The organism is Nonomuraea sp. CA-141351 (assembly GCF_050944675.1).
In the GTDB taxonomy this organism is placed as follows: Bacteria; Actinomycetota; Actinomycetes; order Streptosporangiales; family Streptosporangiaceae; genus Nonomuraea.
In genome coordinates this window covers 1,023,512-1,045,896 of sequence record NZ_CP191982.1, presented here as the reverse complement: position 1 = coordinate 1,045,896, position 22,385 = coordinate 1,023,512, and the positions used below count along the sequence as shown (strand labels likewise).

Genomic DNA, 22,385 nt, shown 5'->3' with positions numbered 1-22,385 from the left:
GTCAGTGCGTTCCCTCAGAGCTTGATCGAAATGTCGACACCCGCGGGGAGGTCGAGCCGCATGAGCGAGTCAACCGTCTTGGGGGTCGGGTCGATGATGTCAATCAGCCGCTTGTGCGTGCGCATCTCGAAGTGCTCGCGGCTGTCCTTGTACTTGTGCGGCGAGCGGATGACGCAGTACACGTTCTTCTCGGTCGGCAGCGGCACCGGGCCCGCGACCTTCGCGCCAGTCCGCGTCACCGTCTCGACGATCTTCTTGGCCGAGCTGTCGATGACCTCGTGGTCATAGGCCTTAAGCCGGATGCGGATCTTCTGTCCCGCCATAGTGGCCTCGGTGTCCTTCGCTGTCGTCTGAAAAAGTATCGTGCGGCCTTTTGCCGCTGTATTGGTGCAGGTCGAAGCCTGCGTGACCCCACGAGGCAGACGCAGTCGATCTGCCATTTCTTCCGTGATCCGGCAGTGACTTCGGTCACTCGGCCGAAGCAACTGCTGGATCACGGCGCTTACCGTGAGGTTCGAACGTGGTTCGGCGGTCGGCTCCGAGACTCGGGGCCGACCGCCGGCCCGACGGTCTAGCTACTTGATGATCTTCGTGACCCGACCGGCGCCGACGGTGCGGCCACCCTCACGGATCGCGAACTTGAGGCCTTCCTCCATGGCGATGGGCTGGATCAGCTCAACGCGCATTTCGGTGTTGTCGCCCGGCATGACCATTTCCGTGCCCTCGGGGAGGTTCACGACGCCAGTCACGTCAGTCGTACGGAAGTAGAACTGCGGGCGGTAGTTGTTGAAGAACGGCGTGTGGCGGCCGCCCTCGTCCTTGGACAGGATGTAGACCTGGCCGGTGAACTCGGTGTGCGGCGTCGTCGTGCCCGGCTTGATGATGCACTGGCCGCGCTCGACGTCGTCGCGCTTGATGCCACGGAGCAGCAGGGCGGCGTTGTCGCCGGCGTGACCCTCGTCGAGCATCTTGTTGAACATCTCGATGCTGGTGACGGTGGTGGTCGTCTTCTCCGGCTTGATGCCGATGATGTCGACCTGCTCGTTGACCTTGACGATGCCGCGCTCGATACGACCGGTGACGACGGTGCCGCGACCGGTGATCGAGAAGACGTCCTCGACCGGCATGAGGAACGGCTTCTCCGTGTCACGCGGAGGCTCGGGCACGTTCTCGTCCACGGCGTTCATCAGCTCGACGATGCTGTCGGCCCACTTCTCGTCGCCCTCAAGAGCCTTGAGCGCGGAGACGCGGACGACGGGCAGGTCGTCGCCGGGGAACTCCTGAGCGGACAGGAGCTCACGGACCTCGAGCTCGACGAGCTCGAGGATCTCCTCGTCGTCGACCATGTCGGCCTTGTTGAGCGCCACGACGATGTAGGGGACGCCGACCTGGCGGGCCAGGAGGACGTGCTCCTTCGTCTGCGGCATCGGGCCGTCGGTGGCGGCGACCACCAGGATGGCGCCGTCCATCTGAGCGGCACCGGTGATCATGTTCTTCACGTAGTCGGCGTGACCGGGGCAGTCAACGTGAGCGTAGTGACGCTTCTCGGTCTGGTACTCGACGTGCGCGATCGAGATCGTGATGCCGCGAGCCTTCTCCTCGGGCGCCTTGTCGATCTTGTCGAACGGGGTCGCCTTGTTCAGCTCGGGGTAACGGTCGTGAAGCACCTTGGTGATCGCCGCGGTCAGCGTGGTCTTGCCGTGGTCGATGTGTCCAATGGTGCCGATGTTCATGTGCGGCTTAGTCCGCTCGAACTTGGCCTTGCCCACTGGTTCTCTCCTTGAGAATCTGACTGACTTTCGTCTACACACTCGGGCCCGGGAGCTCCCGAACCCCTTGGCGGCGGGGTGGCTCACACCACCCCACCAGGGACCCCAGGACTTGTTCGCCCCGGGCCCCTCGGCAGCGGGACGACGATCTCCGCCGAGCCCAGCCGCCTCGGGACCTGGAGTTATTCGCCCCGGGCCCCTCGGCAGCGGGGCGACGATCTCCGCCGAGCCCAGCCACCTCGGGACCAGGAGTTATTCGCCCCGGGCCTTCGCGACGATCTCCTTGGCGATGCCCGGAGGCACCTCCGAGTAGGAGTCGAACTGCATGCTGTAGCTCGCGCGCCCCTGCGTCTTGCTACGCAGGTCACCCACGTAGCCGAACATCTCAGACAGCGGCACGAGCGCCGTGACGACACGGGCGCCGGCCCGCTCGTCCATGGACTGGATCTGCCCGCGGCGACCGTTGAGGTCACCGATGACGTCACCCATGTAGTCCTCGGGCGTGGTGACCTCGACGGCCATCATCGGCTCGAGAAGCACTGCGTCGGCCTTGCGCGCGGCCTCCTTGAAGGCCATCGAGCCGGCGATCTTGAACGCCATCTCAGAGGAGTCGACGTCGTGCGCGGCACCGTCGATGAGCGTCACCTTCACGCCCACCATCGGGTAACCGGCCAGCACGCCGAACTCGGCGGCCTCCTGAGCGCCCGCGTCGACCGAGGGGATGTACTCCCTCGGCACACGGCCGCCCGTGACCTTGTTCTCGAACTCGTAACCGTCGTTGCCCTCACCCAGCGGCTCGAGGTTGATGATCACCCGCGCGAACTGGCCGGAACCACCGGTCTGCTTCTTGTGGGTGTAGTCGAGCTTCTCCACCTTGCGGCGGATGGTCTCGCGGTAGGCCACCTGCGGACGGCCGACGTTGGCCTCGACCTTGAACTCGCGACGCATACGGTCGACGAGGATCTCCAGGTGAAGCTCGCCCATGCCCCAGATGACCGTCTGACCGGTCTCCTCGTCGCGGCGCACCTGGAAGGACGGGTCCTCCTCGGCCAGCCGCTGAATGGCGGTCGACAACTTCTCCTGGTCGCCCTTGGTCTTGGGCTCGATCGCGACGTTGATGACCGGGGCCGGGAACGTCATCGACTCGAGCACGACCTGGTTCGACGGGTCGGACAGCGTGTCGCCGGTCGTGGTGTCCTTCAGACCCATGACCGCGACGATCTGGCCGGCGATCGCCGTCGGGCGCTCCTCGCGCTTGTTGGCGTGCATCTGGTAGATCTTGCCGATCCGCTCCTTCTTACCCTTCACAGAGTTGACGACCTGTGAACCGGTCTCGAGCGTGCCCGAGTAGATGCGGATGTAGGTGAGCTTGCCCAGGTGCGGGTCGCTGGCGATCTTGAAGGCCAGAGCGGAGAACGGCTCGGTCGGGTCGGCGTGCCGCTCGACGACCTTGTCCTCGTTGCCGACCGCGTGGCCCTTGAAGGCCGGGATGTCGGTCGGCGCGGGGAGGAAGGCGACGATCGCGTCGAGCAGGGGCTGAACGCCCTTGTTCTTGAACGCGGTGCCGCACAGCACCGGGTTGATGGCGCTGGTCAGCGTCGCGCGGCGGATGGCCGCGATCAGCTGCTCCTCGGTGGGCTCGACGCCCTCGAGGAAGAGCTCCATCAGCTCGTCGTCGTTCTCGGCGACCGTCTCGATGAGGCGGTCACGCCACTCGCGAGCGGCCTCGGCGTGGTCGGCCGGGATGTCGACGGTGTCGTACATCTCGCCCTTGGCCGCCTCGGCGCTCCAGAGGTAACCCTTCATCTTGATGAGGTCGATGACGCCCTTGAAGTCGGCCTCAACGCCCCACGGAAGCTGGATGACAGCCGGGGTCGCACCCAGACGGCTGATCATCATCTCGACGCAGCGGTGGAACTCCGCGCCGACCCGGTCCATCTTGTTCACGAAGCAGATGCGGGGGACGTCGTAGCGGTCAGCCTGGCGCCACACCGTCTCCGACTGCGGCTCGACACCCGCCACGCCGTCGAACACGGCGACGGCACCGTCAAGGACGCGGAGCGAACGCTCCACCTCGATGGTGAAGTCGACGTGACCCGGAGTGTCGATGATGTTGATGGTGTGACCGAGCCACTCACAGGTCGTCGCGGCAGACGTGATCGTGATGCCGCGCTCCTGCTCCTGCTCCATCCAGTCCATCGTGGCAGCGCCCTCGTGGACTTCACCGATCTTGTAGTTGATGCCGGTGTAGAACAGGATGCGCTCGGTCGTGGTGGTCTTGCCCGCGTCGATATGGGCCATGATCCCAATGTTGCGGACCTTGGCCAGGTCAAGAGCGGTCGTGGTGGCCACTTCTCTCGCGTCCTCGTCGTCTCGTCGGATCCACTACCAGCGGTAGTGGGCGAAGGCCTTGTTGGACTCGGCCATCTTGTGGGTGTCCTCGCGCTTCTTGACACTCGCCCCAAGGCCGTTGCTGGCGTCGAGGAGCTCGTTCATGAGGCGCTCAGTCATGGTCTTCTCGCGGCGGGCGCGGGAGTACTGCACCAGCCAGCGCAGGGCCAGGGTAGTGCTGCGCGCGGCGCGCACCTCGACCGGCACCTGGTAGGTCGCGCCACCGACGCGACGGCTGCGGACCTCAAGGGTCGGCTTGACGTTGTCAAGCGCGCGCTTCAGGGTGACGACCGGGTCGTTGCCGGTCTTGTCCCTGCAGCCCTCGAGGGCGCCGTAGACGATCGACTGCGCGATGGAGCGCTTGCCGTCCAGAAGCACCTTGTTGATCAGGGCGGTCACCAGCGGCGAGCTGTAAACCGGGTCAGTCATGAGCTGACGACGGCCAGGAGAACCCTTACGAGGCATTGTTAGCTCTTCTCCTTCTTCGCGCCGTAGCGGCTACGGGCCTGCTTGCGGTTGCGGACACCCTGGGTGTCGAGCGAACCGCGGATGATCTTGTAGCGAACACCAGGCAGGTCCTTCACACGACCGCCACGCACGAGCACGATGGAGTGCTCCTGCAGGTTGTGACCCACACCGGGGATGTAGGCCGTGACCTCGATGCCGTTCGTGAGCCGAACGCGGGCCACCTTGCGCAGTGCCGAGTTGGGCTTCTTCGGGGTCGTGGTGTAAACGCGCTGGCACACGCCGCGCCGCTGCGGACTCCCCTTGAGGGCAGGAGTCTTGGTCTTGGAGACCTTGTCCTGCCGGCCCTTGCGGACCAACTGCTGAATAGTGGGCACTGCCACTCCGTTTCGTGCCTTGGCCGGTGCTACGTCAGTTGTGGTGCATTTCGCAGGTGCTGCCGGTGTCATGACCTGCTGATTCTTTCTCGGCCCGGTGCCCCCGCGCTCGGGCGTGTCGCGCTATTCACGCAGACGTCCCGTGAGGTTTACGAGCCAGGAAGCCGTCCTACGCCCGTAATGAGCGCACGGTCGAGAGCCCGCATAGAGACGGGCACGATGCACAAGACTACCCAGGCCCATGCGACACGTCAAAACGGCGCGGCAAAGCGGACAAGCCTTGCCACTCCATACCGCTGGGGCCTACTTCATCCAGCCCATCTACAGCTCCGGACGCCATGATATCGGGCCACCCGACCACTCCGCACGACGTTCCCAAACCCTCCTGCGCCCTCCCCAAACCCTCCCTCCGCCGGCGCGGCCGCCATCGGGCGACACGGGCACCCACCGGCGCCTCGCGCGGCCCCATGCGCCCGCACAACGGCCCCCACGCACACTGAGGCCAACCGGGTGGAGCGGCGGCGGGAAGGGCGCACGGCCGCCATCCGGCGTAACGGCGGCCCACCGGCGCCTCGCGCGGCCCCATGCGCCCGCACAACAGCCACCACGCACAGCGAGGTCAACCGGGTGAAGCGGCGGACACGGCGGGAAGGGCAGGAAACCACGGAGCCGGTCAACGATGCGCCGTTACGGCGGCCGGCCGGTGAAGGGTCAGTGGGCGTCTCCTGGAGGGCCCTCAGCCCTGTACGGCGGGTGGGGCCAAGGTGGCGCAGCCGTAACGGATGGAGCCAAAGAAAGCGGGTGGCGAAGCCGTAACGGATGGAGCCGGAGAAAGCAGCGCGCCCGGGCCCCCTGAAAGACAGGGCCCGGGCGCGCTACGGCGACCTAGTAAGGCATCACCGGTTGTACTGACCGAAGTCGTATTCCTCGAGAGGAACCGCCTCGCCGCTGCCGGTGCCGAAGGTGTAGTCGGCGGCGGAGCCGTCGTAGCCACCCACGGTGTACATGGCGGCCTTCGCCTCCTCGGTCGGCTCGACCCGGATGTTCCGGTACTGCGGCATGCCGGTGCCGGCCGGGATGAGCTTACCGATGATGACGTTCTCCTTCAGGCCCAGCAGCGAGTCGGACTTGGCGTGGATCGCCGCGTCCGTCAGCACCCTGGTCGTCTCCTGGAAGGAGGCCGCCGACAGCCACGACTCGGTGGCCAGCGACGCCTTCGTGATGCCCATGAGCACCGGACGACCGGCGGCCGGCGAGCCGCCCTCCGCCACCGTCTCGCGGTTCATCAGCTCGAAGCGCGGCCGCTCCACGAGCTCACCGGGCAGCAGGTCGGTGTCACCGGACTCCAGCACGTTCACGCGCTTGAGCATCTGCCGCACGATGATCTCGATGTGCTTGTCGTGGATCGACACACCCTGCGACCGGTAGACCTGCTGGACCTCCGCCACCAGGTGCAGCTGCACGGCCCGCGGGCCGAGGATGCGCAGCACCTCGTTGGGGTTGACCGCACCGGCGACGAGCTGCTGCCCGACCGTGACCCGCTGACCGTCCTGCACGAGCAGGCGCGAGCGCATCGACACCGGGTAGGCGATCTCTTCCGAGCCGTCGTCCGGAGTGATGACGATCTTCCTGGTCTTGTCGGTCTCGTCGATGCGGGCCCGGCCCTCGGCCTCGGAGATCGGGGCGACACCCTTGGGGATGCGCGCCTCGAACAGCTCCGTTACACGGGGCAGACCGTGGGTGATGTCGGCGCCGGCCACACCACCGGTGTGGAACGTACGCATGGTCAGCTGCGTGCCGGGCTCACCGATCGACTGGGCGGCGATGATGCCGACCGCCTCGCCGACGTCCACGAGCTTGCCGGTGGCCAGCGAGCGGCCGTAGCAGGTCGCGCAGACACCGATCTTGGCCTCGCAGACCAGCGCGCTACGGGTGCGCACGGTCTCAACGCCGGCCTCGACCAGCTTGGTCACGTGGATGTCGTTGATGTCGACACCCGCCGCCGCGATGACCTTGCCGTCGACCTCGACGTCCTCGGCCAGGATGCGGCCGTGCACGTTGGACTCGGCGTTCTCGGCCTTGACCAGGTTGCCCGACCCGTCGCGCTCACCCACGTGCAGCGGAACCGCACGGTCGGTGCCGCAGTCGATCTCGCGCACGATGACGTCCTGCGCCACGTCCACCAGACGACGGGTCAGGTAACCCGAGTCGGCGGTACGCAGAGCGGTGTCGGCCAGACCCTTCCGCTGACCGTGGGTCGAGATGAAGTACTCCAGCACCGACAGGCCCTCGCGGAACGAGGCCTTGATCGGCCGCGGGATCGTCTCACCCTTGGTGTTGGACACCAGGCCGCGGATGCCGGCGATCTGCCGGACCTGCATCTTGTTACCACGGGCGCCGGAGTTGACCATCATCCAGACCGGGTTGGTCGCCGGGAAGGCGTTGACCATGTCGGTCTCGACGTCGGCCGTCGCGTGCGTCCAGATCTCGATGAGCTCCTGACGGCGCTCCTCGTCGGTGATCAGACCGCGCTCGTACTCGCGCTGGACCTTGTCGGCCCGGCGCTCGTAGTTTTCCATGATGTCGGTCTTGTTCGGAGGCGCGACGACGTCCTCGATCGAGATCGTGACACCGGAGCGCGTCGCCCAGCGGAAGCCGGCGTCCTTGAGCGCGTCGAGCGATGCGGCGACCTCGATCTTGGGGTAGGTCTCCGCCAGCTCGTTCACGATCGTGGACAGCTGCTTCTTGCCGACCTGGAAGTCGACGAACGGGTAGCTGTCGGGCAGCGTCTGGTTGAACAGGCACCGGCCGAACGTCGTCTCCAGCCTGATCGGGTCGCCCTGCTCCCAGCCCTCGGGCGCAACCCACTCGCGCGGCGGCAGAACGTCCTTCAGCCGGATCTGGATCTTCGCCTGAATCTCCAGCTCGCGGCGGTCGAAGGCCATCTGCGCCTCGGCGATCGAGCCGAACACGCGGCCCTCGCCCTGCGCGCCCTCCTTCATGGTGGTCAGCCAGTAGAGGCCGATGACCATGTCCTGGGTGGGCATCGTCACGGGCTTGCCGTCGGCCGGCTTGAGGATGTTGTTGGTCGAGAGCATCAGGATGCGTGCCTCGGCCTGGGCCTCAGCCGACAGCGGCAGGTGCACGGCCATCTGGTCGCCGTCGAAGTCCGCGTTGAACGCGGTGCAGACGAGCGGGTGGATCTGGATGGCCTTGCCCTCGACCAGCTGCGGCTCGAACGCCTGGATGCCCAGGCGGTGGAGCGTCGGAGCACGGTTGAGCAGCACCGGGTGCTCGGTGATGACCTCTTCGAGCACGTCCCACACCACAGGGCGGGCGCGCTCGACCATCCGCTTGGCCGACTTGATGTTCTGGGCGTGGTTGAGGTCAACCAGCCGCTTCATCACGAACGGCTTGAACAACTCCAGCGCCATCTGCTTGGGCAGACCGCACTGGTGCAGCTTGAGCTGCGGGCCGACGACGATGACCGAACGGCCGGAGTAGTCGACTCGCTTGCCCAGCAGGTTCTGGCGGAACCGGCCCTGCTTACCCTTGAGCATGTCGCTCAGGGACTTCAGCGGCCTGTTGCCGGGACCGGTGACCGGGCGACCGCGGCGGCCGTTGTCGAACAGCGCGTCGACGGCCTCCTGCAGCATCCGCTTCTCGTTGTTCACGATGATCTCGGGCGCGCCGAGGTCGAGAAGCCTCTTGAGACGGTTGTTGCGGTTGATGACCCGGCGGTAGAGGTCGTTGAGGTCGGAGGTCGCGAACCGGCCACCGTCGAGCTGCACCATCGGGCGCAGGTCCGGCGGGATGACCGGGATGCAGTCGAGCACCATGCCGCGCGGCGAGTTGGTGGTGTTGAGGAACGCCGACACGACCTTGAGCCGCTTGAGCGCACGGGCCTTCTTCTGGCCCTTGCCGCTGCGGATGGTCTCGCGCAGGTTTTCGGCCTCGGCGTCGAGGTCGAAGGAGATCAGGCGGTCCTGGATCGCCTGCGCGCCCATGCCACCCTTGAAGTAGCGGCCGAAACGGTCGCGCATCTCGCGGTAGAGCAGCTCGTCGCCCTCGAGGTCCTGGACCTTGAGGTTCTTGAAGCGGCTCCAGACCTCCTCGAGCCGGTCCAGCTCACGCTGGGCCCGGTCGCGGAGCTGACGCATCTCGCGCTCGGCGCCCTCGCGGACCTTGCGGCGCTGGTCGCCCTTGGCGCCGGCCGCCTCGAGCTCGGCCAGGTCGCCCTCGAGCTTCTTCTGCCTGGCCTCGACGTCGGCGTCGCGGCGCTGCTCGATGTGCTGCCGCTCGACGGAGATCTTCGCCTCCAGCGAGGGCAGGTCACGCTCACGCATCTCGGTGTCGACATGCGTGATCATGTACGCCGCGAAGTAGATGACCTTCTCCAGGTCCTTCGGGGCGAGGTCGAGCAGGTAGCCGAGGCGCGACGGGACGCCCTTGAAGTACCAGATGTGCGTGACCGGCGCGGCCAGCTCGATGTGACCCATCCGCTCGCGGCGCACCTTGGCGCGAGTCACCTCGACGCCACACCGCTCACAGATGATGCCCTTGAACCGGACGCGCTTGTACTTGCCGCAGTAGCACTCCCAGTCGCGGGTGGGACCGAAGATCTTCTCGCAGAAGAGTCCGTCCTTTTCCGGCTTGAGGGTGCGGTAGTTGATGGTCTCGGGCTTCTTCACCTCGCCGTGCGACCACTGACGGATGTCGTCGGCCGTCGCGAGGCCGATCCTGAGCTCGTCGAAGAAGTTGACGTCTAGCATTTTGTGCGATCTCCCCCTCAGACTTCTTCCACGCTGCTCGGCTCACGCCGGGACAGATCGATGCCGAGCTCTTCCGCGGCGCGGAAGACGTCCTCGTCGGTGTCGCGCATCTCGATGGACATGCCGTCGCTGGAGAGCACCTCGACATTCAGGCACAGCGACTGCATTTCCTTGATGAGGACCTTGAAGGACTCCGGAATACCAGGCTCGGGGATGTTCTCGCCCTTGACGATGGCCTCGTAGACCTTCACCCGGCCGAGAACGTCGTCGGACTTGATGGTCAGCAGCTCCTGCAGAGCGTAGGCGGCGCCGTACGCCTCGAGCGCCCACACCTCCATCTCACCGAAGCGCTGGCCACCGAACTGGGCCTTACCGCCGAGCGGCTGCTGGGTGATCATGGAGTACGGGCCGGTCGAACGCGCGTGGATCTTGTCGTCGACCAGGTGGAGCAGTTTGAGGATGTAGATGTAGCCGACCGAGATCGGATACGGGAACGGCTCACCGGAACGGCCGTCGAACAGCCGGGCCTTACCCGTCGACTGCACCATCCGGTCCCCGTCACGGTTGGCGACGGTGTTGCCGAGCAGGCCGACGATCTCCTGCTCGTGAGCGCCGTCGAACACCGGCGTGGCCATGTTCGTACGCGGGGCCACCTTCTCGAAGCCCTTGTCGCGCAGCCGCTCGGCCCACGCCTCCTGGATCCCGGAGATGTCCCACCCGCGGGCGGCGATCCACCCCAGGTGAGTCTCCAGCACCTGACCGACGTTCATTCGGCCGGGCACGCCCAGCGGGTTGAGGATGATGTCGACCGGGGTGCCGTCCTCCAGGAACGGCATGTCCTCGACCGGCAGGATCTTGGAGATGACACCCTTGTTGCCGTGCCGGCCGGCCAGCTTGTCGCCGTCGGTGATCTTACGCTTCTGGGCCACGTAGACGCGGACCAGCTCGTTGACGCCCGGCGGCAGCTCGTCGCCCTCCTCACGGGAGAACACCCGGACGCCGATGACCTTGCCCTGCTCGCCGTGCGGCACCTTCAGCGAGGTGTCGCGGACTTCGCGGGCCTTCTCACCGAAGATCGCGCGCAGCAGCCGCTCCTCCGGCGTCAGCTCGGTCTCACCCTTCGGGGTGACCTTGCCGACCAGGATGTCACCGGGCACGACCTCGGCACCGATGCGGATGATGCCCCGCTCGTCCAGGTCGGCCAGCACCTCCTCGGAGACGTTCGGGATGTCGCGGGTGATCTCCTCGGGGCCCAGCTTGGTGTCGCGGGCGTCGACCTCGTGCTCCTCGATGTGGATCGAGGACAGGACGTCGTCCTGCACCAGCCGCTGAGACAGGATGATCGCGTCTTCGTAGTTGTGGCCCTCCCACGGCATGAACGCCACGAGAAGGTTCTTGCCCAGGGCCATCTCGCCCTTGTCGGTGCACGGACCGTCGGCGATGACCTGGTTGACCTCGACCCGGTCGCCCTCGGCGACGATGGGCTTCTGGTTGAAGGAGGTGCCCTGGTTGGACCGCTTGAACTTGGCGACCCGGTACGTCGTCCGCGTGCCGTCGTCGTTCATGACCGTGATGTAGTCGGCGGAGACCTCCTCGACCACACCGGCCTTCTCCGCGCTGATGACGTCGCCCGCGTCGGTCGCGGCACGGTATTCCATGCCGGTGCCGACCAGCGGCGCCTCGCTCTTCAGCAGCGGCACCGACTGCCGCTGCATGTTGGAGCCCATGAGCGCGCGGTTGGCGTCGTCGTGCTCGAGGAAGGGGATCATCGCGGTGGCGACCGACACCATCTGGCGCGGCGACACGTCGATGTAGTCGACCTCCTCGGCACGGGCGAGTTCGGTCTCACCGCCCTTGGTGCGGACCAGGACGCGGGGCTCGGCGAACGAACCGTCCGAGTTGAGCGCCGTGTTGGCCTGCGCCTTGACGTAGCGGTCTTCCTCGTCGGCCGTGAGGTAGTCGATCTGGCCGGTGACCTTGCCGTCGACGACCTTGCGGTACGGCGTCTCGACGAACCCGAAGGCGTTGATCCGGCCGTAGGAGGCCAGCGAGCCGATGAGGCCGATGTTCGGGCCTTCAGGGGTCTCGATCGGACACATCCGGCCGTAGTGGGACGGGTGCACGTCGCGGACCTCGAAGCCGGCCCGCTCACGGGACAGACCACCGGGGCCCAGCGCGGACAGACGCCGCTTGTGCGTCAGCCCGGCCAGCGGGTTGGTCTGGTCCATGAACTGCGACAGCTGCGAGGTGCCGAAGAACTCCTTGATCGACGCCACGACCGGGCGGATGTTGATCAGGGTCTGCGGCGTGATCGCCTCGACGTCCTGCGTGGTCATCCGCTCGCGGACGACACGCTCCATGCGGGCCAGGCCCAGGCGGACCTGGTTCTGGATCAGCTCGCCGACGCTACGCAGACGACGGTTGCCGAAGTGGTCGATGTCGTCGACCTCGACGATGATCTCGCGGTCACCCGCGCCCGGCATCGACTCCTCGCCCGCGTGAAGGCGGACGATGTACTCGATCGTGGCGACGATGTCCTCTTCGGTCAGGGTGCCCTGAGAGATCTCCGAGTCGACCCCGAGCTTCTTGTTGATCTTGTAGCGACCCACCTTGGCGAGGTCGTACCGCTTGGGGTTGAAATACAGGTTCTCCAGCAGGGTCTGCGCCGACTCCTTGGTCGGCGGCTCACCCGGCCGCAGCTTGCGGTAGATGTCGAGCAGCGCGTCATCCTGGCCGGCCGTGTGGTCCTTCTCCAGGGTGGCCCGCATCGACTCGTACTGGCCGAACCGCTCGAGGATCTGCTCGCTGGTCCATCCCAGTGCCTTGAGAAGCACGGTGACGGCCTGCTTGCGCTTGCGGTCGATGCGCACACCGACGCTGTCGCGCTTGTCGATCTCGAACTCCAGCCAGGCACCCCTGGACGGGATGACCTTGCAGCCGTACAGATCCTTGTCGGACGTCTTGTCGACATTACGTTCGAAGTAGACGCCCGGAGAGCGGACCAACTGCGAGACCACGACACGCTCGGTGCCGTTGATGATGAACGTGCCCTTCGGCGTCATGAGCGGGAAATCGCCCATGAACACCGTCTGGCTCTTGATCTCACCAGTGGTGTTATTGATGAACTCCGCCGTCACGAACATCGGGGCGGAGAAGGTCATGTCCTTGTCTTTGCACTCATCTACTGAGTACTTCGGCGGCTCGAACCGGTGGTCGCGGAACGACAAGGACATGGTCCCCGAGAAGTCCTCGATCGGACTGATCTCTTCGAAGATCTCTTCGAGGCCCGACTGAGTCGGGACGTCCTTGCGCCCGGCCTGGCGAGCCGCCTCTACCCGGGCCTTCCACTTCTCGTTTCCAAGCAGCCAGTCGAAAGACTCGGTCTGCAGGGCCAGAAGGTCAGGAACTTCGAGGGGCTCCTGGATGCGCGCGAATGACACGCGACGGGGACCAGCGGGTACGGCGGAGGCGTTGCGCGAGGCTGCCAACAGATGTCCTTCCGAGGGCTCGCGGCGGACTGACTACACGCACGCCAGACAACCTCGCAACGTGAGCAAGCATCACGGGTCGTCAAAGGGCAGCGCAAAGGGGCAGTGTAGCCGAACGGCACACGCCTGTCCACTTCGCTCTCGCTGCATGCTCCACGTTGGTCGCAGCATCGCCCGTTCAGGCGGAAACGTCAAGCCCACAACCCCGACTTTTAGCCGACTAGGGGCCCGGACGCTGGGTTTTCTCCCCTGTGTGACAGGTCGCCTACCGCCAGGCCCAAGACGATACCCGCGAACGGGGGCGGTTAACGCTCCGTCACACCGGGGGTCGAACCCATGCCGACAACCGGTGCAGCTGTGACTGAGGTACCCGTTCCCAAGGCTTCGCTAAACCTGATTTTTGGTAACAATTGAAAGAAGCGGCGCGCTGAGGCGTCAAGCGGTCCCCAGGAGGGTCGACATGTCGGCGACCAGCCAGTGCGAATCTTGCCGGACCATGACGAACCTGGCCCGGTTCTGGGTGAACTGTTGCTGAAGCCCGGTCTTGGCGGCGGTCTCCTTGACCGTACCCGTGTTCACGAAGAGCAGAACCTCTACTCGGTCAGGCCCGGCCCGCTCGACTCCGGCCCCCGCCACGGCCACGGTCTGCACGATCTTCTGCGCCTTGGCCCGCGACACGAGGGACGTGGTCAGTTCCTTGTAGTGCTTCGTCAGCTCGCCGGTCGTGTGCGTGCCGGCCCGCGCCAGGTCCGCCTCCACCGTCCGGTAGTCGTACGAGAGAAGATCGGGTGCCACCTCCTTGGCCGCCGCCATCGCCTCCGCCCCGGCCGCGTCGGCCGCCCGCAGGTCGCGCAGGTTGAACCACATCGTCGGCACCAGCACGCCCGCCACGACCACGAGGACGCCCAGCAGCACGATCGCGAACGTCCTCACGTCACCTGCACCACCTTCGACACCAGCCAGACGCCGGCGACCTTGGTCACCTCCATCGACCACCGGTAATACCGCTCCTGCGGCGGGCTCTTGGAGCCGTCCCAGCGGATCTCCACGTCGGCCACCACCAGCACCTTCGCCATGGCGCCCGCCGTCGAGGCGAGCCCCGTCGCGCGCAGCACGCCGTGCTGGACGACCTTGTTCTCGACCGTGGTGGACTTGAGCTTCGCCGCGTTGGCCTCGTACTCCGCCTTGGCCGCCCCGGTCGAGGAGTCGATGATGCGTTTCACGTCGGCGTCGACGGTCTTGTAGTCGAGCGAGATCAGGTTCTTCGCGTGGGTCCCCGCGGCCAGGAGCGCTGCTTGCTTGTCGCCTGCCCTGCCCTGCTCATCGCGCGCCTGTGCGGCGATCCACACGCCCGTACCGACCAGCACCGCGAGCACTCCGCTGAGCGCGGCGATCAGGATGCGAGCGGGCCGGGCGGCGAGTAATGCCACGTCTGCTCACCTCTCCTTCGGCCGGTCCGCCGGATCATAACGCGCCGCCCGCTGCTGGAGCCCCCGAATCAACCGAGGCGGTTGGGAACTCGACGCGAATCGGTCAAGGCGCTTAGATCTCCGCAAATACCTCCAGACGGCCCTCAGATGCCCGCTGAGCGCCCAGCAGGCACCCTGGTGTCCGAAGCAGCCCCGGAGGCGTCCAGCCCGCGACCGCGCCAATCAGCCCACCCAGAAGACGAAGGCCTTCCGCGCGGGATCAAGCAGGAACAACCGGGAGGCTGCCGGGCGCCGGATTCAGCGGATGCCGTGGAGGTAGGCGTTGACCAGCCGGGGATACTCCTCCAGCCAGTTACGACCGCGTTCGTCCACGAACGACCCCGGCGGCGGGATCACCCCGTTGGCCGCCAGCCACGTGCCCGGCGGCTGCTGCGTACGGCGGATCTTGTTGCCGCTCGGCATGAGCTGCGGCGGGATCGGCGGCAGCGAGCCGGGATCGAGGCCCATCTGAGTCTCGGCCTCCAACTCGGAGAGGTCCTTCTCCTCCGACATTCCGATCGGGCCGTGCCGCCTGGCGTTGAGGAACTGCCGCACCACCGGCTCCTCGCTCGACAGCAGCATCTCGCGCGGGCCGAACATGACCAGCTCGCGCCTGAACAGCATCCCGATGTTGTCGGGGACCGTACGGGCGGTGTTGATGTCGTGCGTCACGATCAGGAACGTCGCCTCGATCTCGGCGTTGAGGTCGACGATGGTCTGGTTGAGCAGCGCGGTGCGGACGGGGTCGAGGCCGGAGTCGGGCTCGTCGAACAGGATGATCTCCGGATCCAGCACCAGCGCCCTGGCCAGTCCCGCACGCTTGCGCATGCCGCCGGAGATCTCCCCGGGCAGCTTGGATTCGGAGCCGAGCAGGCCGACCAGCTCCACCTTCTCCATCACGATCTGACGGATCTGCGCCTCGGTCTTCTTGGTGTGCTCGCGCAGCGGGAAGGCGATGTTGTCATAGAGGTTGAGCGAGCCGAACAGCGCGCCGTCCTGGAACAGGACGCCGAACAGCCTGCGGAGCTCGTACAGCTTGTTCTCGTTGCAGTTGGCCAGGTCATAGCCGTCGATCCAGATGTGGCCGCGCTCGGGCCGCAGCAGGCCGACCAGCGTCTTGAGGAAGACCGACTTTCCGGTGCCCGAGGGGCCGAGCAGAACGGAGATCTCGCCCGCGGGCAGCGTGAGCGAGACGTCCTCCCAGATGACCTGCCGGCCGAACGACTTGGTCAACCCGTCGACCATGACTTCGACTCCCACTGGACACCTTCCGATCGCAGTGAGTATTCGGGAGACAACGTGCCGCATACCTAGCTCGCGCGGTGTCCTCACCGTAATGGGGCTCCGCTGAATTGGAACTAATTCCAATAACTTGTTACTGCCCGGTTATGAAACCGGTGGTCCGGCTCCCTGGACCTGCCGCGGGATCAGTCCTCCGCATCGCCGGTCAGAGCCCGCAGGCCGGGCCGTAGCAGCCGCGCGATCTCCTCCTGCGGCACTCCGCGCAGCTCTTCGAGCTCCAGCAGCTGATGCCCGACGGTGACGCCGAGCATGATCGTCGTCATCAGCGCCGCACGCACCCGCGCGTCCTCCCCGGGAATGGCCTCCGCCAGCCGATCGATCTGCCGGCTCAGCACCTCCCGCGCCGACACGGCCGCCTCGGGGTGCGTCAGCATGGACCGCATCATGGCCAGCGAGCTTTGAGGCAGCTCGCCCATCTTCACGTTGAGCGTGCCGAGCAGCTGCTCGACGAGCTCCTCGGCGGTCAGTTCCCCGTCGCTGATCGGCGTCACCCGTACGGCCTGCTGGAAGAGCTCCTGCTTGCTGCCGAAGTACTGCATCACGAGGGCGGGATCGACCTCGGCCGCCTTGGCGACGGCCCTGATGGTGGCCCGCTCGAATCCCAGCTCGGCAAAGAGCGCCCGGGCAGCGTCCAAGATCCTTGCTTCGGTACGGCGCCGCCTCTCGGCCCGCGGAAGCACTCTCTCGCCCACGCTCCGACTCTACATGCGTTGACCAAAGCTTGCCCTTCGCTCTACGCTCGTTGAGTCAACGTTCGTTGAGTGAGCGAGGTGCCATTTCCATGTCCATCGACGAGATCGTCACCGCCTACCACGCGGCCATGCTCCACAAGTCCCCCGACGAACTGGCCGGCCTCTACGCGGAGGACGGGCTGCACGAGTTCCCGTTCGGGGGGCTGGCGCCGTACAAGGGGAGAGAGGAGATCCGTGCGGGTTACCACGCGATGTGGGGCGGGACCACGTTCGAGGCCCAGGAGGTACGCCGCGTGGCGCTCTACCAGACGACGGACCCGGAGGTCGTGGTGGTGGAGCAGAACGTGTTCGCCGTGGCCGCCGGTCACCAGATCACGGTGCCTGGCCTGCTGGTGCTCCGGATCAGAAACGGCCAGATCGTCCACGCCAGGGACTACATGGACACCAGCGCCATAACCCAGGTAAGAGCCGCCGCCTCCTGACCTCCACCCCGCCCGCGATCCGACCCAACACGCGCCCGGCGAATGGACCCTTGGGGAGGCGGCCGGGCACGGCCGTACCAACGCACCGCGGGTCCGGCGCCGTGCGCGAGCTGCGCGACCGCGTCGTTGCCGCCCGGCGCCGGACAAGGCAGCAGCCGGCGCGCTCAGGAAGCAATCGGGGTGGTCGGGACCGCGACCGACGCTCTCGGATACGACGGCGCGCTTGGAACAGCGGTCAGCGCCGGTCGGCACCGCGATCGGCGTGATAGGGACGGCGACGGGTGTGGACGACACGGCAGGCCGGGCGGAAGGCATCGCAAGCCGGGGTGGGCGGTGTCCGACGGGCCGGGGTCAGGTCTGGGTGAGGTCGAAGATGGTCGTTCCGCCGACGGTGGCGCTGGTGAACGTGTCCTGCACCCAGGCCGCGATCTGGGCCGCATCATCGCTGCCACCCGCGCTGCGACGCCCCCCTCCCATACCGGCGCCGATGAAGTAGTGGATCTTCTTCTCGGCGACGTACTGCTTGAACTGCTCGAGCGTCGGCGCGGGATCGGTGCCGTTGAACCCGCCCACCGCCATCACCGGCTGACCACTGGCCAGCTGATATCCGGCCGCGTTGTTGGAGCCCACCGTCGCCGCAGCCCACGTGTAGGCGGAGGCGTTGGTCTTCAGCAGCGCGGTCAGCTCGGCGGCCGGGGTGCCCGCGTTGAGCAGGCCGCCCATGCCCATGCCGCCGCGTCCCGTCCCACGGCCGCCGGACCCGTCACCGCCTTGCCCTTGCCCACCACCCGGCGGCTGCTGGAACGCCTGACCGTTTCCAGGCTGCTGACCGGGCGCCCCGCCGTTTCCAGGCGGCTGGCGGAACTGCTGGCCGCCTCCCCCGCCCTGACGCGGGAACCCTCCGCCGAATCCCCGCCCGAAGCCTCCGGTGGAGGGCCCGGCGGTCGGGATCGCCCCGGTGTGCGCAGAAGCGGCCGTGTCAACGGCGTAGGCCGCCGGACCCGCCAAAGCCGCCAGGCAGGCCACCAAGGCAACGGCCACCACGGCCAGGGCCCGGCGCGTGAACAGCATCGCCAGCGCCGCTCCCAGCCCCACCACCAGCACGGCCACGCCCAGCCACGAGTTCCACTCCGCGCTGCGGGACAGCAACACGTACGACCACACCGCCGTCCCCGCCGCGACCACGGCCAGCAGCCGGAACGAGCGCCGCTCCCACAGCAGGGCCACTCCCATGCCCACCAGCACCGCGATGGCCGGGGCCAGCGCCACGGTGTAGTAGGCGTGGAAGATCCCCTGCATCAGGCTGAAGATCAGCCCGGTCACGATCAGCCAGCTCCCCCACACCCAGAGGGCGGCACGGACCGGATCGACCCGCGGCGCCCGCCGGGTGAGCCAGGTGGCGGCGATCAGGAGCGCCAGCGCGGACGGAAGCAGCCAGGAGATCTGGCCGCCCGCCTCCGTGTCGAACATCCGCAGCCAGCCGGCCTGCTGGTTGAGATTGCCCAGCCCGCCGTAGTCGGCGCCGTTGAGCCGCCCGATCCCGTTGTAGCCGAGCGCCAGCTCCAGCACGCTGTTGCTCTGCGAGCCCCCGATGTACGGCCGCTCAGACGCGGGCACCAGCGCCACCGCCAGCAGCCACCACCCGGCCGAGACCACCATGGCCGCACCGGCCAGCAGCAACTGCCACACCCGCCGCCAGAACGCCACCGGCGCGGTGATCAGATAAACCAGCGCGAAACCGGGCAACACCAGAAACGCCTGCAGCATCTTCGCCAGGAACGCGAACCCGATCGCGGTCCCCGCCAACACCAACCATCGCGTGGCCCCACGCTCCTGCGCCCGCACCATGCAATATCCGGCGGCCGTCAGCAGCAGGACGAGCATCGCGTCCGGATTGTTGAACCTGAACATCAACACGGCCACAGGGGTGAGCGCCATCACGACCCCTGCCAGCAGCCCGGCCCAGGCGGTGAACAACCTGCGCACGGACGCGTACACCAACGCCACCGCACCGACGCCCATGAGCGCCTGAGGAACGAGCATGGCCCAGGAGTTGAGCCCGAACAGCCGCACGCTGAGCACCATCGGCCACAAGGAGGCCGGGGTCTTGTCGACGGTTATCGCGTTGGCGGCGTCGGAGGATCCGAAGAAGAACGCCTTCCAGCTCTGACTGCCCGCCTGCACGGCCGCTGCGTAGAACGAATTGGCCCATCCGGAGGCGCCCAGGCCCCAGATGTAGAGCACGCCAGTGCCTATGAGGAGAGCGGCCAGCGCCCATCGAGACTTCGCTTCGGTAACCACACCCCGCACGCTAGGCAGGCCGGTTGGCGTGGCGATGAGACGAACATGAGAATCTTCTGAGCCCCGCTCCCACCGCACGCGCCGGCGAGCCGTGGATCAGCCGGTACGCGCCCGTACCACACGCCGTTGAATCACCGCACTGGAACGAACACGACCCGGCAGGAGGAACCCTCCAGGAACGCGAAAAGAGGCGGCACACCCGGCACCAGGGTGTATCCGCCTCTTCCCGAAGAGCTCGCGTGAAGGGGAAAGTTACTTCACGGTCACGGTGGCGCCGGCGCCCTCGAGGGCAGCCTTGGCCTTCTCCGCCTGCTCCTTGTTGACCTTGCCGTCGAAGACGGCCTTGGGAGCGCCGTCCACCAGGTCCTTGGCCTCCTTGAGGCCCAGGGACGTGAGGGCGCGGATCTCCTTGATGACCTGGATCTTCTTGTCGCCGGCGGCCTCGAGGATGACGTCGAACTCGTCCTGCTCCTCAACGGCGGCGGCCTCGCCACCACCAGCGGCGGCGGGGGCAGCGGCGACCGCGACGGGGGCGGCGGCCTTGACGTCGAAGACCTCTTCGAACTGCTTCACGAACTCGGACAGCTCGAGGAGGGTCATCTCCTTGAACGCGTCGAGCAGCTCGTCGGTGCTGAGCTTCGCCATGATGTTTTCCTTACGTTTAGGACTTGCTGAAAACTAGGAACGGGACCGCGGGTGTTGCGGCAACCCCCGTGTTACTCGCCCGCTTCTTCGCGCTTCGCGCGGAGGGCGTCGGCCAGCTGAGCCATCTGCGTGGGCAGCGCGGCGAACACAGCGGCAGCAGCGCTCTGCTTCGCCTTGAGCGCGCCAGCAAGCTTCGCGAGGAGGACCTCGCGGGACTCGAGGTCGGCGAGCTTGGTGATCTCGGTGGCGTCGAGAGTCTTGCCCTCGAGGACACCACCCTTGATCACCAGAAGGGGATTGGCCTTGGCGAAGTCACGCAGACCCTTGGCCGCCTCGACAACGTCGCCGTTGACGAAGGCGATCGCGGTCGGACCGGCGAGCAGGTCGTCGAGACCCGCGAGACCGGCCTGGTTGGCCGCGATCTTGGTCAGAGTGTTCTTCGCCACGGCGAACTTCGCATTCTCACCGAGAGACTTACGCAGCTCCTTGAGCTGCGCGACGGTGAGACCGCGGTACTCGGTCAGAACGGCGGCGGCGCTGCCTTCGAACTCGCTCTTGAGCTCGGCAACCGCTGTCGCCTTATCCGCCCTCGCCATGGGCCTCCTTCCAGATGTGCCACCGGCGAAGGCCAGAAATGAGAACAGCCCCGGGCGCAGGGCGCACACGGGGCTCACGCATATGGATCAGACCATATGGGAAACTCGCATCACACCTGCGCGGGCCGTCCACATGACGTGGAACCTTCGGTCGCCGGGCTTTGAGGCACCCGACGACGACCGGCGGTCTTTGGCAACGACCAGAGTACGTGCTGGCCGCCGAGTTTCCAAATCGTTCTCAGTTGGTCGTGCCCTTGGGCAGCTCTCCGATCTGGTCGGCGGGCGGGGTCTCGATGGTGACCGGCTCGTTGAAGCCCTTGAAGAGCAGGGTGGCGTCGAGCGTGCTGCCGTCCTTGGAGCCGTTCAGCGCGAGCTTGCGAGGCAGTCCGTCACCGGCCACCCAGATGTCGAACTTGACGTCCTTGAGCTCGGCCATGTTCGTACGGGCCTGCTCCTGCTTGTCGGCGGGCAGCAGCTGCACGGCCGCGTCGACGGGGAACGTGCCGCTGTAGTGAGTGGTGTCCTCACCGTTGACGCTCTCGTTGCCGACCGACTTGACGTCCTGGGAGGCGGTGACCAGCTTGGTCACGTTGCCCAGGTCGAACTGCTGGATCTGAGTCAGGTACTGGTTCACCTGGCTGGAGTCGCCCATCTCGCTGAGCGAGACCTTGATCCACGGCTTGGTGGCGCCGAGGAGGTCCTTGAGCGCCTCGACCTTGACGTAGACGGTGTCGCCCTGCAGGATGGCGCGCGCGCCGCCCGGCAGGCTCCTCCCGCCCATGTCCACGGTGTCCAGGGTGAGGTCAGCGGCAAGCTGGGGCTTGCTCTGGTAGAGCATGCGCCCCTGCACCTTGCCGGTGCCCTCCTGGGGGTGCGTGACGTTGACCACGGCGTCGACCGTGTAGCTGGTGACCTCCGCGGTCTTCTGCGCGGCTTGCGCGAGCACCTCTGAGGCGGCCAGGTTGACCTGGATGGGCTGTGCGTTCGATCCGCAACCGGCGACCGCCGCCACGACGAGGGCGGCCCCGGCCGCTGTGAGACTTATCGTGCGCTTCAGCATGTCTTGACCCTACGTTTAAGTTTCCCCGCCGTAGCGACTTCCCCTCACAATTAGGGGAAAACCCAGGGTTATCCCCCACACACTCCACACATTCCCTTCACAAGCCACCCGACTCCCGCGAAGCCCAGGGCGGCTGATGATGAAGGGGCTCGTGGCCCGGGTTCTCCCTGCGAGGACGCGACGAGTGGCGGGCCCGGGTACGGCGATGGCTGCCTGAGCGAGAAGCCCGGGCCGGTCCCATCCATGACGACGCGACGGGTGACGGGCCGCTCCTGAAGGCGGACGTCCGACGCGCCGTTCGGTGAAGGCCGGCGACGAATGGCGAGTGGGGTGGCGGGCACGGATTGCACGACCCAACAGCGCGCACGTAACGGCGCCCGGCCACGCACCGGTCAGCGGCCGTTCTCCTGGAGGCCCTCAGCCCCGTATGGCGGGTGGCGGTAGCCACGGCTTGCCGTAACGACAAAAAGGAGGACAGCAGCCACAACCGGCCGCGACAACAAACGAAAGAGCCCCGCCCGGAAACCCGGGCGGGGCTCAATCAGGAAGCCCCCCGGAAACCGGACGGGGCTCCGT

16 protein-coding genes are annotated in these 22,385 nt (G+C 66.7%); 1 reads left to right on the top strand and 15 read right to left on the bottom strand.

Going from position 1 to position 22,385, the window contains the following annotated elements; genetic code table 11:
• Positions 1-14 precede the first annotated feature (14 nt).
• From rpsJ to ACQPWU_RS05385, 11 genes are all read right to left on the bottom strand, one after another.
• Positions 15-323 carry a 30S ribosomal protein S10 gene (rpsJ, locus tag ACQPWU_RS05435; protein WP_012887830.1) on the bottom strand — a complete coding sequence of 103 codons (309 nt, stop codon included), beginning with the start codon at positions 321-323 and terminating at the stop codon, positions 15-17.
• Between the two features lie 252 nt (positions 324-575).
• The gene (gene tuf / locus ACQPWU_RS05430) at positions 576-1,769 is read right to left on the bottom strand and encodes an elongation factor Tu (RefSeq protein WP_360687276.1); all 1,194 of its coding nucleotides are present in this window, start codon (positions 1,767-1,769) and stop codon (positions 576-578) included.
• Positions 1,770-2,021: 252 nt separating this feature from the next.
• On the bottom strand, positions 2,022-4,070 hold the full coding sequence (gene fusA, locus ACQPWU_RS05425) for an elongation factor G (protein WP_433437332.1): 2,049 nt from the start codon (positions 4,068-4,070) through the stop codon (positions 2,022-2,024).
• 84 nt (positions 4,071-4,154) lie between these two features.
• Entirely contained in the window at positions 4,155-4,625 is a 471-nt protein-coding gene (gene rpsG / locus ACQPWU_RS05420) for a 30S ribosomal protein S7 (protein ID WP_219462039.1), read from the bottom strand.
• Positions 4,626-4,627: 2 nt separating this feature from the next.
• A complete protein-coding gene (rpsL, locus tag ACQPWU_RS05415) occupies positions 4,628-5,002 on the bottom strand; it encodes a 30S ribosomal protein S12 (protein WP_020542315.1) in 375 nt (124 codons plus the stop codon).
• A gap of 896 nt (positions 5,003-5,898) precedes the next feature.
• On the bottom strand, positions 5,899-9,774 hold the full coding sequence (locus tag ACQPWU_RS05410) for a DNA-directed RNA polymerase subunit beta' (RefSeq protein ID WP_360687268.1): 3,876 nt from the start codon (positions 9,772-9,774) through the stop codon (positions 5,899-5,901).
• A 17-nt stretch (positions 9,775-9,791) separates the two neighbouring features.
• A complete protein-coding gene (gene rpoB / locus ACQPWU_RS05405) occupies positions 9,792-13,262 on the bottom strand; it encodes a DNA-directed RNA polymerase subunit beta (protein WP_433437329.1) in 3,471 nt (1,156 codons plus the stop codon).
• Between the two features lie 435 nt (positions 13,263-13,697).
• Positions 13,698-14,195: a hypothetical protein gene (locus ACQPWU_RS05400; RefSeq protein ID WP_433437327.1), complete on the bottom strand. Its 498-nt coding sequence runs from the start codon at positions 14,193-14,195 to the stop codon at positions 13,698-13,700.
• Positions 14,192-14,692, bottom strand: coding sequence for a hypothetical protein (locus ACQPWU_RS05395; protein WP_433437325.1), 501 nt, complete (start codon positions 14,690-14,692; stop codon positions 14,192-14,194). Before ACQPWU_RS05395 ends, ACQPWU_RS05400 begins: the two co-directional genes overlap by 4 nt.
• A 297-nt stretch (positions 14,693-14,989) precedes the next feature.
• Positions 14,990-15,991: an ABC transporter ATP-binding protein gene (locus ACQPWU_RS05390; protein ID WP_360683139.1), complete on the bottom strand. Its 1,002-nt coding sequence runs from the start codon at positions 15,989-15,991 to the stop codon at positions 14,990-14,992.
• 167 nt (positions 15,992-16,158) lie between these two features.
• The gene (locus ACQPWU_RS05385; protein WP_433437323.1) at positions 16,159-16,668 is read right to left on the bottom strand and encodes a TetR family transcriptional regulator; all 510 of its coding nucleotides are present in this window, start codon (positions 16,666-16,668) and stop codon (positions 16,159-16,161) included.
• 146 nt (positions 16,669-16,814) lie between these two features.
• Between ACQPWU_RS05385 and ACQPWU_RS05380 the strand changes: the two genes are divergently transcribed.
• A complete protein-coding gene (locus tag ACQPWU_RS05380; RefSeq protein ID WP_433437322.1) occupies positions 16,815-17,207 on the top strand; it encodes a nuclear transport factor 2 family protein in 393 nt (130 codons plus the stop codon).
• 351 nt (positions 17,208-17,558) lie between these two features.
• Here ACQPWU_RS05380 and ACQPWU_RS05375 read toward each other — a convergent pair whose 3' ends face one another.
• The 4 genes from ACQPWU_RS05375 to ACQPWU_RS05360 form a co-directional block, all read right to left on the bottom strand.
• The gene (locus ACQPWU_RS05375; RefSeq protein WP_433437321.1) at positions 17,559-19,508 is read right to left on the bottom strand and encodes an ArnT family glycosyltransferase; all 1,950 of its coding nucleotides are present in this window, start codon (positions 19,506-19,508) and stop codon (positions 17,559-17,561) included.
• 252 nt (positions 19,509-19,760) lie between these two features.
• Complete coding sequence (gene rplL, locus ACQPWU_RS05370; protein ID WP_358099763.1) at positions 19,761-20,153, bottom strand: 50S ribosomal protein L7/L12; 393 nt, start codon at positions 20,151-20,153, stop codon at positions 19,761-19,763.
• A gap of 71 nt (positions 20,154-20,224) precedes the next feature.
• Positions 20,225-20,749, bottom strand: coding sequence for a 50S ribosomal protein L10 (gene rplJ / locus ACQPWU_RS05365; RefSeq protein ID WP_360683351.1), 525 nt, complete (start codon positions 20,747-20,749; stop codon positions 20,225-20,227).
• Positions 20,750-20,987: 238 nt separating this feature from the next.
• On the bottom strand, positions 20,988-21,809 hold the full coding sequence (locus tag ACQPWU_RS05360; protein ID WP_433437319.1) for an LppX_LprAFG lipoprotein: 822 nt from the start codon (positions 21,807-21,809) through the stop codon (positions 20,988-20,990).
• Positions 21,810-22,385 lie beyond the last annotated feature (576 nt).

Coding starts and splice junctions, on each gene's coding strand:
- rpsJ (WP_012887830.1), bottom strand. CDS start 323: ATGGCGGGACAGAAGATCCGCATCCGGCTTAAGGCCTATGACCACGAG.
- rplJ (WP_360683351.1), bottom strand. CDS start 20,749: ATGGCGAGGGCGGATAAGGCGACAGCGGTTGCCGAGCTCAAGAGCGAG.
- ACQPWU_RS05360 (WP_433437319.1), bottom strand. CDS start 21,809: ATGCTGAAGCGCACGATAAGTCTCACAGCGGCCGGGGCCGCCCTCGTC.
- ACQPWU_RS05380 (WP_433437322.1), top strand. CDS start 16,815: ATGTCCATCGACGAGATCGTCACCGCCTACCACGCGGCCATGCTCCAC.
- fusA (WP_433437332.1), bottom strand. CDS start 4,070: ATGGCCCATATCGACGCGGGCAAGACCACCACGACCGAGCGCATCCTG.
- rpsG (WP_219462039.1), bottom strand. CDS start 4,625: ATGCCTCGTAAGGGTTCTCCTGGCCGTCGTCAGCTCATGACTGACCCG.
- ACQPWU_RS05410 (WP_360687268.1), bottom strand. CDS start 9,774: ATGCTAGACGTCAACTTCTTCGACGAGCTCAGGATCGGCCTCGCGACG.
- rplL (WP_358099763.1), bottom strand. CDS start 20,153: ATGGCGAAGCTCAGCACCGACGAGCTGCTCGACGCGTTCAAGGAGATG.